General features: G+C 37.4%; 12 protein-coding genes and 3 pseudogenes. 5 read left to right on the top strand and 10 right to left on the bottom strand.

Annotated features, from left to right (window positions below; genetic code table 11):
• A pseudogene (locus tag E0E16_RS14255) lies at positions 1 to 129 on the bottom strand (IS256 family transposase); the annotation flags it as partial.
• 158 nt (positions 130 to 287) lie between these two features.
• Between E0E16_RS14255 and E0E16_RS13505 the strand changes: the two are divergent.
• Complete coding sequence (locus E0E16_RS13505; protein WP_165444194.1) at positions 288 to 458, top strand: hypothetical protein; 171 nt, start codon at positions 288 to 290, stop codon at positions 456 to 458.
• 108 nt (positions 459 to 566) lie between these two features.
• Here E0E16_RS13505 and E0E16_RS04905 read toward each other — a convergent pair whose 3' ends face one another.
• Together E0E16_RS04905 and E0E16_RS04900 are read right to left on the bottom strand one after the other, a co-directional pair.
• Entirely contained in the window at positions 567 to 1268 is a 702-nt protein-coding gene (locus E0E16_RS04905) for a glycosyltransferase family 2 protein (RefSeq protein ID WP_025876173.1), read from the bottom strand.
• 4 nt (positions 1269 to 1272) lie between these two features.
• The gene (locus E0E16_RS04900) at positions 1273 to 2127 is read right to left on the bottom strand and encodes a glycosyltransferase family protein (RefSeq protein WP_130829296.1); all 855 of its coding nucleotides are present in this window, start codon (positions 2125 to 2127) and stop codon (positions 1273 to 1275) included.
• A gap of 119 nt (positions 2128 to 2246) precedes the next feature.
• Here E0E16_RS04900 and E0E16_RS04895 point away from each other — a divergent pair, with 119 nt between their 5' ends.
• A complete protein-coding gene (locus tag E0E16_RS04895; protein ID WP_130829294.1) occupies positions 2247 to 3314 on the top strand; it encodes a glycosyltransferase family 4 protein in 1068 nt (355 codons plus the stop codon).
• A gap of 146 nt (positions 3315 to 3460) precedes the next feature.
• Here E0E16_RS04895 and E0E16_RS04890 read toward each other — a convergent pair whose 3' ends face one another.
• The 7 genes and pseudogenes from E0E16_RS04890 to E0E16_RS04865 form a co-directional block, all read right to left on the bottom strand.
• Positions 3461 to 4612, bottom strand: a complete 1152-nt coding sequence (locus E0E16_RS04890) for an EpsG family protein (RefSeq protein ID WP_025876167.1) — start codon at positions 4610 to 4612, stop codon at positions 3461 to 3463.
• A gap of 33 nt (positions 4613 to 4645) precedes the next feature.
• Positions 4646 to 5743 carry a GumC domain-containing protein gene (locus tag E0E16_RS04885; protein WP_240048160.1) on the bottom strand — a complete coding sequence of 366 codons (1098 nt, stop codon included), beginning with the start codon at positions 5741 to 5743 and terminating at the stop codon, positions 4646 to 4648.
• Positions 5744 to 5836: 93 nt separating this feature from the next.
• A pseudogene (locus tag E0E16_RS14950) lies at positions 5837 to 5983 on the bottom strand (DapH/DapD/GlmU-related protein); the annotation flags it as partial.
• 681 nt (positions 5984 to 6664) lie between these two features.
• Positions 6665 to 7054 (bottom strand): annotated as a pseudogene (locus E0E16_RS14945) (glycosyltransferase); the annotation flags it as partial.
• Between the two features lie 3 nt (positions 7055 to 7057).
• Positions 7058 to 8410, bottom strand: a complete 1353-nt coding sequence (locus E0E16_RS04875) for a lipopolysaccharide biosynthesis protein (RefSeq protein WP_130829290.1) — start codon at positions 8408 to 8410, stop codon at positions 7058 to 7060.
• A 26-nt stretch (positions 8411 to 8436) separates the two neighbouring features.
• Entirely contained in the window at positions 8437 to 11061 is a 2625-nt protein-coding gene (locus tag E0E16_RS04870) for an SLBB domain-containing protein (protein WP_130829288.1), read from the bottom strand.
• 5 nt (positions 11062 to 11066) lie between these two features.
• Positions 11067 to 11687, bottom strand: coding sequence for a sugar transferase (locus tag E0E16_RS04865; RefSeq protein WP_130829741.1), 621 nt, complete (start codon positions 11685 to 11687; stop codon positions 11067 to 11069).
• 158 nt (positions 11688 to 11845) lie between these two features.
• On the opposite strand from E0E16_RS04865, the gene dinB reads away from it, so the two are divergent.
• The 3 genes from dinB (at position 11846) to E0E16_RS04850 (ending at position 14308) form a co-directional block, all read left to right on the top strand.
• Positions 11846 to 12937, top strand: coding sequence for a DNA polymerase IV (gene dinB / locus E0E16_RS04860; RefSeq protein ID WP_130829286.1), 1092 nt, complete (start codon positions 11846 to 11848; stop codon positions 12935 to 12937).
• Positions 12938 to 13049: 112 nt separating this feature from the next.
• Complete coding sequence (locus tag E0E16_RS14250) at positions 13050 to 13430, top strand: hypothetical protein (protein ID WP_130828438.1); 381 nt, start codon at positions 13050 to 13052, stop codon at positions 13428 to 13430.
• Between the two features lie 32 nt (positions 13431 to 13462).
• On the top strand, positions 13463 to 14308 hold the full coding sequence (locus tag E0E16_RS04850; protein WP_240048166.1) for an IS3 family transposase: 846 nt from the start codon (positions 13463 to 13465) through the stop codon (positions 14306 to 14308).
• The last annotated feature ends 160 nt before the right edge of the window (positions 14309 to 14468 follow it).

The raw sequence follows: 14468 nt of genomic DNA, 5'->3' as shown, positions 1-14468 counted from the left end.
GCTGACGAACAACTCTCGTTCATGATACATCAGGGAGTTCATGATTAATGACTGAAGGGTAACAAAACCCTCGCTGCTGCTTGTGTAATTCGAAATAATTTCCGAAATTTGCGAATGTGTAAGTTTCATTTTTTTCTTTTTTAAAGTTATCAAATACAAAGATAAGAAAAAAGGAGCTTACACACTTTTATAGGACAGTACCCACAAAAGACTTTATAAAAGCCGGAAGACATATTCTTAAGAAAGCAAAAGAAAGTGTTAAAGACGACGAAACATTGTTGTTTCGTGTGGAAGAACTTTATGCTCAAATACTATATTTATCAGTTAAACGCGATCTATGGAAATCGGTTAAAGACGGAAGTCTGACAGAATTAAAAGCTTTTCTCAAGGCTACAGGTATGAATGTAAGTGAAAACGAAACAGCTGAACAATTTATTAAATCGCCAGAACCGATATGACTGATATTCTTAATTGCCTGCATAATCGTCCTCGATATTTTTTACAGGTGTTTTCATATCCTAGTACGTAGGCATACTTATTGAAATGTTGTTTGTAGTTTTTTGATATTATATTTTTTTTAAGAGGAAATAGATTAAATAACATCTATATTTGATTTTAAAGAATAAGGTGGTGGTTTTTTTTATGCCTCCTGAAGATGTATTATTAGAATGTCTTCTGTATTTTATTAAAGGTATATTCAAAACTTTCACTTTGTAGAAGGCTAATGCAACTATTGAAATCCAATTATCATGAGTGCATAATGTATGATTGGGTGGAAAGGGGAGAATTTTTTTTAAAAGTTCTTTTCTAAATGAAAGACAACAACCTAAGTAGCTGAATTTAATGAGATTATTTATAAATCCATGTTTTGTATTTCTGATTGCAAAAAACGATGGTTCTATCGTATTCATATTGTGATCTACCACTATTGCATCGGAAATCACCATGTCGTATTTCAACAGATATTGCATGCACACTTCTATTTTGTTAGGTAACCATACATCGTCTTGGTCGCAAAGAAATATATAATTGCCTTTAGCCTGTTTTATGGCATTTTCAAAGTTGCTTGTATAACCTTTTTCGCCTTGGTTTTTGAAAATTTTTATCTTTTCGCTATTTATTTTGGTCAGTACTTGGATAGTATTATCTGTGGAATAATCGTCTGAAATAATAATTTCATCATTTTCTTTTAGTTGTGGAAGTATAGAAGCAATTTGCTCTTCTATATATTTCTCACCATTATAAGTTGCAATGCATACTGAAATCATAGTCTTAAAGTTTTAATTTAAACCATGCAAATATACCTTTCCACATATATTTCCATCTTTGGAAGCCACCTTTGATGAATGGGAAATAGATAAGACGTAATAAAAATTTAGTTCCTTTTCCTAATTTGAAGGCAAGTGGAGTGTAGTTTCTTGTCAATAATATTAAAAAGTTTCGATATTGATAATAATATCTTGGCGGAGCAGAAAATATTATAGTGTGGCCTCCTAGGTTTTTCTGGTTTTTGCCTACTTGATGTTCAATTTTCAAATGTGAGGTAATTCCACATAGGTATCCTTTAGAAATGGCTCTGAAACACCACTCACAATCTACAAAATCAATAAATAATTTTTCTTCAAAGAAGCCCACGTCATAGAAGGTTTTTATGCAAACACATGAGCCTGAAGATATTATTTCTTTTTTAAAAATAAATCCGTTGTTTCCTTTTATATCTTTGTGGATGATGGATTTGTATTCTTTTTTGTTGTCTTTATTGATGATAGTGGGACCTAAAATGGCTAAATTCGGATAAGTTTTTTTTATTTGTACAAACTCGTTGAGTATTTGTTTTGGATAATTTTCTCCAAAACAGCTATCTTGGTCAAAGAAAATGATATGTTCTATGGTGTGATCTAAAAGAATGCTTTTTATTGCTATGTTTTGCGCTTTGGCAATGCCTGTGTTCTTATGGAGGCTTATATAGCTCATTTTCCCGACTGTATTACCCGAAAAGTTGCTTTGTGAAGAGTTATCAACTATACTTCCTTTATAAATATTGGCAATTCTTTGAATATGTATCAACTCGTTTTCTTCAGGATTGAAGAGTACAAATGCAATAGCGATGTTATCTGTTGATGACATTTTGAATATATTGTTGATAAACAACTGCAAAGTTAATCATTATTTTGAGATTTCCAATTAAAAGTTTTATCTTTGCAGCTGCGTGGTTAGTTATTTTTGTCGATAGTGGAATATAATATATGAAAGTACTTTTTGACCATCAAATTTTTAGCTATGTTTATGGTGGCGCATCTAAATATTTTACAATGCTTCTAAAGTATCTGCCTCGTGAGTGCTGGGATACGACAACGCTATTAACAAGTAATGAATATGTACGAGCTGAAAAGTTAATGCCATTTACTCTTAAAAAATATTTTAGGGGGCAGACGGTCTTGCAAGAATATTTGAACAGACCATATAGTAATTTCATGATAAAAAAGAAATGTTATGATATCTTTCATCAAACCAATTTTGGAACATATTGTTTAGATAAAATAGGTAGTAAACCTATGGTAACAACTTATCATGACGCCAACCTATCAACTATTGATCCACATCCCGAATTAGTAGAACAGCAGAGAGTATCGCTTGAACGTGCTGATTCCGTTATTGTTGTAAGTGAGAATACTAAAAAAGATTTATTGCAGCTTTTTAAGGTAGATGAGGCTAAGGTTTCGGTGATTTATCATGGGATTGAAATACCAGATTTGTCAAAACTCAATCACGAAAGAATAGTAGAACGTCCGTATATTTTGTATGTTGGAAGGCGAACATTCTATAAGAATTTTGATAATTTTGTAAAAGCATGTTCTTTAGTAATCAGTAAATTCTCAGATATTCAAGTCGTTTGCACGTCATCATGTTTTTCAAACAAAGAGTATTCAAAGTTTAAGTCCTTGGGGATCGAAAATAATATGAAGGCAATCTGCTGTGACGAGGCAGACATGGTGAGATTATATAGAGATGCTATAGCTTTTGTTTTCCCTAGCTTTTACGAAGGATTTGGAATGCCTATTTTAGAATCTTGGAGTTGTAATTGTCCGGTAGTTTTATCAACAGCAAGTTGTTTTCCTGAAATTGCAGCTGACGCTGGATTGTATTTTGCTCCTGATTCAGTAGATGAAATGTTTTCACAAATTATGAAAGTTATAGAAGATGATGCTTTAAAAGAAACTTTGAGGCAAAGGGGAACTGAACGCCTGAAGAAGTTTTCTTGGGAGCGATGTGCCAATGAACACCTAAAAGTTTATCAGTCTTTAGCTGATTAAGATGTATTATTGTTCTGTGAAAATGAATTGGCTACTCTAAATATCTACCATAAAGAACAGAACCAACATTTAGGAATGGTTTAGATATTATACAACGAACTTATAAGTAAAGATACTATCCGTACTTCTCTTATGGTTTCAAATTGTTACGGTTCTTTAAAAGTTCTATTGAAAATCATCAATCTTTCTTGATAAGATTTATGACCAAATAAGATGTTATCGTATTCCATGCTTGGGAGTTGGGTCATTGACCATATCTTGATGAGACAATAAAAATAGACAAAGGCTTTAAAGAGTTCTCTGTTATTGTGATTATTGAAACAATCCATAAGGGATTTCCATATAATCCAATAAGAGAAAATAAAGAGCATGCCGATTCGCTTACTTAATGTATCAAATTCACTGAAGAAAAAGAAAGCAATGAGGTAAGCCAAAAAAGCATTGATAATAATTGCGCCATCTTTCGTAAATTCTTCACTTTGTATTTTCTTATAATAGGTGAAAACCAATATGCTGGTAAACAATCTTTCAATATAACCTATAGAGAGTGGGGTGGCCTTATTGAAAAGTTCGGTATAGGCTTTTAATTTTTCAGCAAATTGTTGATCCAATCCTATAATGTTTACAACGCTCAATACAACTGAAATTTTGAGCAGGAAAATGAGATTGCATATTATAACGACTACCAAAAATATCCATTTATTCAACTTTTTGTGGAAGAAGAAATAAAGCGGTAAATATATTAATGCCGATGAGTGGAAAGAAGCTCCCAAGAGGCACAATGAAAAATAAGGAATGATTTTTCTGTTTTTAAGATATGGTAAAGCATTTAAGAAGAGCATTATTGAAATAGAATTTCTAAGTAAATTGGTACTTATTTCTACCCCTCCAAATACAAAATAAAGGGTTAATCCTAAAGGAATATTGTTGGTGCGTTGTTTGAAGAAGTTTAAAAGTAGAATTAAATTAATAAAACAAATAACAGCTTGGAAGAAAAAGTAATTATTGGCGATATTTTTGCATAGAAGGTTTAAAATGGTAAATCCGGGTTCAAAGGAAACTACGGAACCAATCTTATATTTGAAAATATCGCTCCATTCGCAATGATAAAAGTATTGATAATAAATAATCCAATCACTGAAAATGAATCCTCTAAATGCAAAGAATACAAAGAAAGTTGTAATTGCGACAAATATGCTATATTTTCGATTAGTTTCTGTCGCACTTGGTGCTGCACAAATACAGGCACAAATTTCTAAGATGGCAACTTCAACGAGGTATGGAATTGGAAATATCATCTTTGCTTTTTATCAATAAGATTATCAGGCTTGTTATTCCTCCTGATTCTTATCTTCGCTTTTGTCTTGCTCTTGGTTATTCTCTAACCTTCTTCGATTTGGAGAAATAAGTAAAACCCATACTGCGTCTAAGAAAAATCCTATAGTAACAAATAACAAAACAATGACGAAACGTGGGGTACTTGATGCCTTATAAGGCATAATGGGACGCTGAAGTATGGTGTATGCTGGAGTTGATTCTTGTAATTTTGCCAATGATGCTTGGTATTGGGCTGTCATTTGGGTATATGTGTTGTATTTCAATTGCATATCGTTTTCTAATTCTTCCTGTTTTGATTGTAGGCTTTGCAATGATAAATCAATGTTGGCATCAGCAAATTTTGCGTATTTCTTTTGAGCTGTCTTATAATTATTGAGTGCCTCATTCTTTAATTTGTTATAATAAAAGACATCATTTTTATTCTTTTTTGTCTTATATTTGTTGATATACTCCTGAAGACGATTTTGGACAGTATCCACTAAAATGGCTGCCACCAGTGGATCTTGATCCGTGCAGGTTATAGTAATGATGCTTGTTTTGTTATCAACCAAACAAGCAATATTGTTTCTAATGCCTTCACAAGTTTCAAATTCTTTTTTAGGCATTTGAAATTTGTCAACGTTGCCAACTAAATTTGCTGTGTCATTTTTCTTTATTAATGCATGTATCAACTTTAGTTTCCATGTTTGCCAAAATGGAACTTTGGTTTGATACTTTAAGTGGTTAAAATAAGTTGTTACTGAATCACTTTTTGTTGTTCTAACTTTTATGTCAAATAAATTTCTGATAAAATCATTTGAGCCCACCACTATTGGATACAATTCAGGGTATATAGCGTCCACAGATTTTTTTGTGTCTAAATCCAAACCAAAATTTGCGGCCATATCAGAAAGGCTTCCTGACAAGCCTGTACCTTGTATTTCAGGGGCTAAAATGGATTCGGCTGTATATTCCTTCGGACTATTTAATGCAATGACAATACCCAAAACTGAGAAAACGGTTAAGAAGGAAACCAGTAGATATTTTCTTCTTAATATTTGCTTCATCGCTAAAATAATATCAAATTCATTTGATTTCTCATTATTTTTCATATCTTTATCATTCTTTCTTTATAATTCTGGTTTTCTATATGGGTTTTATGTAAAAGGGGACTCCCAAATGCAATGATAGTCTAAATCCTTATTTCTATTTCCAATTTGTTTTGCAGGAACTCCACCAACAATAGTGTAAGGGGCTACATCCTTAGTGACGACTGCATTAGCACAGACAACTGCTCCCTCTCCAATTTCAATTCCTTGCAAAATAGTTGCACCTATACCAATCCATGCAAAATCGTTAATCAGGATAGGAAGATACGAGGCATCAAAAGTTTTGCTATTAACGTCATGACTGCCTGTCATAATTTGTACATTATGCGAAATGGAAACATTGTTTCCTATTGTGATGCCTCCTCGTCCATCCAAAAGGCAATTGCGATTTATATGCGAATAATCACCTATGATAATTTTATTTGCATTATTTATATAGCATTTTTTCATGATAAACGATTGTTTGCCAATCTGCATTCTTACAGCTTGTAAGTACTTCTTGCGAATATTCCAAAAAGGAATATGGGGAAGAATGTCGTTTACAACATATTCCATTGCAAAAGCGTAAATCCACTTATACAATGAACTTTGTTTGAAGGAAAATAAAATCAGTGATTTGATGAAGAATAATGCTTTCTTGTAACTAAATTTTCCTTGTGAGGTTATTTTATAATTATAAATTAAACTTTGAAAAGGCTTGTTTGATATTCCTTCTCTTTCGTAAGTTTGTATGATAGTTTTTGTTTTTTGAAATTTATATCCTGCTTTATATACTGAAAATATCATGTGCCAATCTAACGCAAATCCTAGATCTTTTTTGCGATTTATGTCGTAAAGATATTTTTTGTGGACATTGCTCCTTACGAATGATGAACCATGCCTGTAAATGGGATAAAATTCCAATAATTTAGGAGTGTTCGGAGTTGTTATAATTCTTTTGCTTCCTTTGTCAATCTCTATGCTATCTCCGTAAATAATGTCTATTTTATTTAAATCAATGCTTTTTAAGGCACATTCTATGGCTGTTGGACTGGCAAAAGTGTCCCCACTGTTAAGTATATTAATCCAATCTCCCGTTGAATGAAGAATGCCTTTATTCATGGCATCATACATACCATTGTCCTTTTCAGAAATCCAATAATTTATTTTATCAGCATATTCTTTGATAACATCCAAGGTTCCGTCTGTGCTTCCACCGTCAATGACAATATATTCCTTATCCTCCCATGTTTGTGAGAGATAACTTTCAATAGTTTCTCTGATGTGAGCAACATCATTGAAAACGACAGTTATGACGCTAACTTTATTTGTCATATTTTATTTATTCCAAATTCCTGTTGCCTTTTGGTTTATTAATTTCCTGCATTGGTAAAAATGTATTGCTGTCATTGCCCCATAGGCTGCTGACATATAGAATACAATTTCTTGTATATTCATATTTTTCCCCCAAACAAACATTATTGTTAAATAAATGAATGTTGCAGTTATGGAAGTAATTATTTGAATATAAATCTTATTTAATCCATTTAGCAAATAGGTTACACAATTATTAAGATTAAAAAAAGAAATATATAGGAAAACAGACAGTGATACCATAAAGGGTACATGAACCGCTTTGCCTACCCAAAAAAGGTAAAAGTATTGTGAAACTATCAGCATAATAATTCCTGCAAATTCTGTGAATAACCAAATCTTTAGTGCTGATTTAAATGCTTTTTCTATCCAATTGAAGTCTTGTTTTACATACGCATCGGTGTAGGCATTCCACATTGGAGAAATAAAGACTAAATATCCGATAGCAAGTAAATTAAAAAATTTATAGGCTATATTGTAAGTTGTTACTGATTCTGGTCCGCAAAATTGGGTGATAAAAAGGTTTGAGCTTCCATAAATAACCAAGCAGCTTGTTATTTGAATTAAAAAGAATCCTAATCCTTTGCCTACTATAGTTGATAAAAAATCTTTTCTAAATGATTGAATTGTAGGACGAAACTCTGGGTACTTGCTGAAGATTGGTATTGCTGCGAGGATATAAATTATTGCAGGCGTACAAGTGAATGCAAATACAACATAGATTAATTTTCCGTTTGTAAACTTCGTTAATAAAAAAATAATTAATAACCCTATTATATTTCCCAAAGTATTTATGAAATCCCACAAAGCATATTTTTGCAGAGCTACAAAAACATAACCAATATTCTTGAGTACAAATAAAATAAGGGTAAATCCGATTGCAACGAATAATACGTTTTGTAGTTCTGTATTGCTTATCGTATTTGTGTTAAAAACGCTATTAAGATTTAATAGCTTTAATAAAATAAATCCTACAATCGCAATGATACTTGCTATTATTGTCAATGCTATAATTGTTGTACTTAAATAGGATTGGGCTTCTTTATAATTGCCTTTTGAAACGGCTTCGGTAAGATAGTTGCGCATGCCATTTCCTAATCCTATATCAAAGAATGAAAACCAATATAAGATAGAGGTTATTGTCAGCCAAACTCCATAAAGTTCAGAATTAAGATAGTTTAGCGTGATTGTTACAACAAGGAGCGAGGTTATTAATCCAATAACTTTTAAAATAGCAGAATATAAGATGTTGCTTTTGAGCATTTTACTTCTGCCATCTGTACTTATAAATTGATTTATACCCTTGTTGATTATCATTCTGAAATTTCCCAATGACTTTTTTGTTATTTCAAAATATTTGCGATAGTGGCGATCACCGCTGCCATACTTGCGGCACTGGAGCCGATAGTCATCAGTTCAGCCAAACTCATCTTGGCGCGTGATTTTGTTGGAACGATAATCTCGCACCCGGGACGCACTTTCGCGTTATGTCCCACTTTCGCGAGGGTGCCGTTCATATACATGATGTAGGTGCGACTCTTTTTTGCATCGGACGAGAAACCACCGGCTTGATCAATGTAGTAAGCTACGTTTTTGCCCTCTCGATAGCTTACGGCATTAGGATACATCACGGCTCCATTGATTCTTACGGTTCCGTTGTATTGGGGCACGATGATGCGATCGCCCTCTCGAAGAATCAGGTCGGCATCACTTCCGGGTGATTGTATGGCTTTGTCCAATTCTATACCTACGGGATAGGTTTGTGGGATTTGGAATTTTTTCATGCGCGATGCCTGTGTTTGTTGCGATGCTTGGATGATACCGGCTGCATTCGAGCTTTTCGCGGCTAAGTCCATCATGTTTTTGCTTTCTTGCTCCATTTGCATTTTGTATGCGGCCTCCATGCGCATTCGTTCTACTTCGGTCGGCTTGCGTTCCAATCTGGCTCCTTGTATGTAAGCGAGGTTAGTTGCTCCGCCGGCTGCTTTGAAGATGTCGCTCAAACGAGTGTTGTGTCCTGTGAGCGCATAGTTGCCCGCGAACAAAACTTCTCCTTCAATGGTTACGTTTTGTTGTTTTGTGGTACCGGGACTTTTGCGTACGAAGACTTCATCGAAGGGGGCGAGTGTGAAGCCTTGTTCTCCATCGATGACAAATCCATCTTTTAGTGCGAAAGAATAGCTGTGCGCAATGATGGAGTCGGAGGTCAAGGCTTCCGGGTTTACTATTCGTCTGGAGACATCTACTCTGACAGTGGAAGCTGTTTGTTTCAATCCTCCTGCCTGAAGAATAAAGTCTTCAAGTGTTTCGTTGTCGGCATATTTGTATGTTCCGGGAAATTGTACTTCCCCATGAATGGAAATTGTCTGTTCTTCCTGAACATCGGTGCGTGTTGGAACAAAGAGCACGTCTTCATTCTGTAGTGGTATGTCGGCAATCTTTCCCAACAAGATTCCATCGATATCTACCGAGATTGCTTCCAGTGTCCGGTCTGCTTTCATGCGGTGCATGACGGCGTGTGGTGCGAATGCTACCTCTGTAAGTCCTTCGGCTGCCTCTACCAGCGACTTTACGCTGTTGATCTGTCCTCCCACCTCATACATTCCGGGACGGAACACTGCCCCTTTTATCTCTACCATGTTCTCGTAGCGTGGAATGACGGAATCTACACTCACTGAGTCTTCATCGGAAAGCGTAAATTTGTTCAGTTCAAATTCGTTTACATTATATATAGAGTATTTCCTTCCTGTTTTTCTTCTTACTCTTACCGATTTTGTGTAAGCATCTCCTGAAAATCCGCCGGCATAGTTGATGAGCGCGCCGAGGCTTTCGTTTCGCTTCATCTCGTAATACATTGGTCGTTTCACTTTTCCGCTGATGTTCACGAGCTTGTCGTATGCCCCCACCACGATGACATCGTTGTCGGTCAATCGGACATTGCCTATAAGTTTTCCTTTTCGCAGGAATTCGTAAACATCGACAGTGCTGATGAGTCTTCCCCTTCTATATACCTTAATATTGCGAAGAGTTCCCAAATCGTTTATTCCGCCTGCCATGTAGAGTGCGTTGAAGACCGTTGCGAATGCCGACAGAGTGTAAGTTCCCGGAGTCTTCACCTCGCCGACAACATTTACCAAAATGGTGTGGGTTTGTCCCACGGAGAGTCTAATCTTGGAACTGCTGTATCGTTTTCCCAATTTTTGGCGAATCCTGTTGTTCGCTTGTTGAACCGATAATCCGCTTACCTGAATGGGACCAAATCCATCTATGGTGATGATACCATCTGGTGCGACAGTGGTTTGATAGGATTTTTGCGAAGCCCCATAGATATCTATGAACACAGCATCTCCGGGTCCCAATCGGTAGTTTGCCGGTAGCGCCATGTTCATGTTTGGTTCGAATGAGAGGTTACGATTGTTGAAAATATCCTTGCCCCAGACCTCTTTCTTTTTCTTCGTCATTTTTTTCAGGAGGTTCTTATACATGGTAGCTGTGTCCTGTGGCATCCAACTGTCCAGCTCGTCCTGCATCATCAGAAACTCGCCATCTTCTTCATCGTATGTGTTGGCGTCTTGTCGTTTCGCGCTGATCCGATTATTCGAGTATCTGTCAGCTTCTTCTTCCTCCTCGTTGTATTTTTCCTTAGTCTCATCTGCTATTTGCTGTTTGCTGACGCCCGGTTTTCTTTGCCCATTGTTCTTTCTGCTTCTGTCGTTGTCCTTAGTGTTTGTCGAACCCAGCGAGGAATTGTTTTTTTTCATTTTCTCGTAGGTGCTCCTCACTCGTCTTATTTGAGAGATGTTCACCCCGTTTTGCATTAGTTTGGTCACAATCTGGGCTTGCGACGTTCCTTTTCCCTGTTCTTTCACAACGAATTCCATCACCTGACTGTCGGTCATGGAGGATTGCGCGTGAATTGTAAGCAGACCGAACACGGTCATTAAACACAGCAGTATGTATTTTTTCATTTCAATTAAAATTTCTTTCCACAAATTATCGACGCGAAAGTCTTTGCTACTATCTTGAAATCTACCCATAGTGAGCGGTGTTCATAATAATGAATGTCCATCTCCATTCGTTTCAGCATTTTTTCCATGGTGTCGGTATAACCATTGTAAAGCGTGGCTTCAGAGGTTAATCCCGGTCTCATGCGGTAGATAATAGGATAACGATTGGTGTGCTCCATTATTTTGTCAATGAAGAATTTTCTTTCCGGTCTGGGACCCACAAAAGACATATCGCCTCGCAGTACATTCCACAGTTGTGGCAACTCATCAAGATGGTGTCCTCTGAGGAACTGTTCTAATTTGGTTGAGTTGGAATCGTCGCAGGTTGCCACCAATTGCGGACCGTATTCCTCTACAACGCTGCTCATTGTGCGAAATTTGAAGATGACGAAAGGTCGCCCGCAGTATCCTATCCTGATTTGTTTGAAGAAAACCGGACCATTGTCTTGTTTCTTCATCAATACCGCTATAATGAGAAATAGCGGGGACAAGACCACCAGTCCTGATAATGCAAAAAGAAAGTCCGCGACTCTTTTTAGGAATCTTTGAAATCTTCCCATTGCATCATGACTTACGGTGTGGTTCATTGTCTTTTCGGTAATGTGATTACTCCTTTGTTCATTATTTGTTGCAAAGATACTATTTTTTCTTGAAATCATGTTATTTTTGGCTATCTTTGCATTTGCATGAGCGATAAAAAACAAATGAATTTGTTGTTTTCCAAAAAGATAGTGGAGTGGGGAAGATGAGGAAAATTGTACACATTGATATGGATGCTTTCTTCGCTTCTGTGGAGCAAAGAGATTGCCCGGAATTGAAAGGTTTGCCGGTGGCTGTGAGCTGGGATAGTTCGCGAAGTGTTGTTACAACAGCGAGTTACGAGGCACGTCCGTTCGGTGTTCATTCCGCCATGCCCATTGTTCAGGCCAAGAAACGTTGTCCTCATCTTGTAATCGTGGAACCTCATTTTCTGAAATATAAGGAAGTATCTTGCCAAATTCATCAGATTTTCCATGAATACACGGATGTGGTTGAGCCCATTTCGTTGGATGAGGCCTTTTTGGATGTTACTGAAAATAAGTTGGGGATGGAGATGGCTGTGGATGTGGCTCGCGACATCAAGCGGAAAATCTTCGAACGCACACAGCTCACCGCGTCTGCCGGCATTAGCTATAACAAGTTTTTGGCAAAGATTGCGTCGGATTACCGTAAGCCTGACGGTATTTTTACGGTGCATCCTTCCAATGCGTTGGCTTTTATCGGAAAACTTCCCATTGAGAAATTTTGGGGCGTCGGGCCTAAAACAGCTCTGACCATGCACAAGATGGGGATTTACAAGGGAGAACAATTGCGCAAGGTTTCTTTGGAACATTTAATGCAAGTGTTTGGGAAGTCAGGAAAGATATACTATGACTTTGTACGTGGAATTGATGAACGACCGGTGCTTGCTTATAGAGAAAGAAAGTCGGTAGGGTGTGAGCGTACTTTTGAAGAGGATATTACTACTAAAACACGTAAAATTATAGAATTATATTATATTGCTATAGAGTTGGTAAAACGAATTGAAAAGCAGGATTTTTCAGGAAAGACCCTTACTTTGAAAGTGAAGTGGGACGCGAACTCGCAGATTACCAGAAGCATTACCCTTGATAAGCCGTTGAGAGGGAAAAGGGAGATACTTCCATTAGCTAAAAAATTATTAAAGGAAGCGGATCGTAATCATCGTCCCATCCGCCTGATGGGGTTGTCTGTGTCGTCTGCCGGCTCATCATCGGAAGCCGATGAGCATTTTTCGCAATGGATTGAGGGCGAGTTAGAATTTATTGATACTCCATGAAAAAAGTTTACATTCTGATCTTTTCTTGATGGCATTGTAATCTCCATGTAATGAGATTGTCTTATACGGATTTAGCTTGTCACAATTCTGACTATAAAAAAAGTAAGAAATTATGACAAAACGTAAAACCCCGCGCGAATTTTCGTATTCGTTCAAGCTGCAAGTGTTAATCGATTATTATTCTAGCGGTGCTTCTCAAGCGTCCATATTGCGTAAGTGGAATGTGTCTAGTGGTTCAATGTTCCAATGGCTGAAACGTTGGCCCGTTGATTCAAAATCGTTATCTTTGCCCTCGGAAGTAATCCAGAGGTATCGTATGGCTCATAAAGAAACGAATTTGACAGACAATGAGATATTGCGCCAGAAGATAGTGAACCTCCAACACGCATTGTCTTTGGAGAAGATGCGCAGCCGTGCCTATGAGAAACTCATAGAGATAGCCGAATCCGAGGAGGGTATCAGCATCTTAAAAAAAGATGGTGCCAAACAGTAACGGCGCTGCGTGAGGAGTTTCCCGGTGTATCCGTGGAATTCCTCTGTGGGCTGTTTGGCAAGAAACGCCAGTGGTATTACGCAAGCAGCAAGCTTGTGATTTCTGAGCGGCAAAGGCGTAAACTGATAGTTGACAATGTACTCTACTATCGTGCCTGCTGTCCCGGGATAGGCGGTGTGAAACTGCACGTCCTCCTCAAGTCGGAGCTAGGTGAAGATGTTACTCATGGTCGCGACTCCTTCTTAAAACTACTTGCTTCAGAAGGACTTATGCTTCCCAAGAACAAGCGAAGACGTACAACGGACTCCAATCATCCTTATAGGAAGTATCCTAATCTTGTACAAGGTGTTACGGCAATGTATGCTAACCACATTTGGGCAGCCGACATAACCTACGTTTGGATTTACGGCAACGTCCTGTACCTCCATCTCATTACAGATGTTTACTCACATGCTGTCATAGGCTGGTGCTTATCCGAAACCATGGAGGCTATAAATACGAAGGAGGCATTGCTAATGGCAGTTAAGGCAGCCGGAGGAGGCAACCTCTGCGGAACGATACACCACTCTGACAGAGGTTCGCAATACGCCTGCCACCTATATGTTGAAACTCTTATGTGCCACCATATCAGGGTTAGTATGACAGAACGGTACAATCCTACGGACAATCCCGTGGCGGAAAGGACGAATGGAACCTTTAAGGTTGAGTGGATTTACCAGCAGGAGATGTACCGAGATTATGACCAGGCCAATATGGAAATCTCCAAGGCAATAGCCTTCTACAACTACAGACGACCGCATATGAGCATAGGAATGAAATGTCCGATGGATGTCTATAGAGGCGAACAGCCCGGGAGAAATCTTTGGAAAAAGAGATAAATGCTTGCAAAAAAGAAAAATATAACGTATCTTTGGAACGCCGAAAATATGGCGAACGACGGTCTTATGCCATCTTCACCAAAGGTCCCAGGGGGCATCGAGCCCCCTAAGACCTTGCCGAAAATATGACGGAACTTAGGTGTTGTCCATCTTCTTTTAT

This window comes from Prevotella rectalis (assembly GCF_900607215.1).
GTDB classification, from domain to species: domain Bacteria; phylum Bacteroidota; class Bacteroidia; order Bacteroidales; family Bacteroidaceae; genus Prevotella; species Prevotella brunnea.
This window is presented reverse-complemented; position numbering and strand designations above follow the sequence as displayed.

Coding starts and splice junctions, on each gene's coding strand:
- E0E16_RS04870 (WP_130829288.1), bottom strand. CDS start 11,061: ATGAAAAAATACATACTGCTGTGTTTAATGACCGTGTTCGGTCTGCTT.
- E0E16_RS04905 (WP_025876173.1), bottom strand. CDS start 1,268: ATGATTTCAGTATGCATTGCAACTTATAATGGTGAGAAATATATAGAA.
- E0E16_RS04875 (WP_130829290.1), bottom strand. CDS start 8,410: ATGATAATCAACAAGGGTATAAATCAATTTATAAGTACAGATGGCAGA.
- E0E16_RS04865 (WP_130829741.1), bottom strand. CDS start 11,687: ATGAACCACACCGTAAGTCATGATGCAATGGGAAGATTTCAAAGATTC.
- E0E16_RS14250 (WP_130828438.1), top strand. CDS start 13,050: ATGACAAAACGTAAAACCCCGCGCGAATTTTCGTATTCGTTCAAGCTG.
- dinB (WP_130829286.1), top strand. CDS start 11,846: ATGAGGAAAATTGTACACATTGATATGGATGCTTTCTTCGCTTCTGTG.
- E0E16_RS04885 (WP_240048160.1), bottom strand. CDS start 5,743: ATGAAAAATAATGAGAAATCAAATGAATTTGATATTATTTTAGCGATG.
- E0E16_RS04900 (WP_130829296.1), bottom strand. CDS start 2,127: ATGTCATCAACAGATAACATCGCTATTGCATTTGTACTCTTCAATCCT.
- E0E16_RS04895 (WP_130829294.1), top strand. CDS start 2,247: ATGAAAGTACTTTTTGACCATCAAATTTTTAGCTATGTTTATGGTGGC.
- E0E16_RS04890 (WP_025876167.1), bottom strand. CDS start 4,612: ATGATATTTCCAATTCCATACCTCGTTGAAGTTGCCATCTTAGAAATT.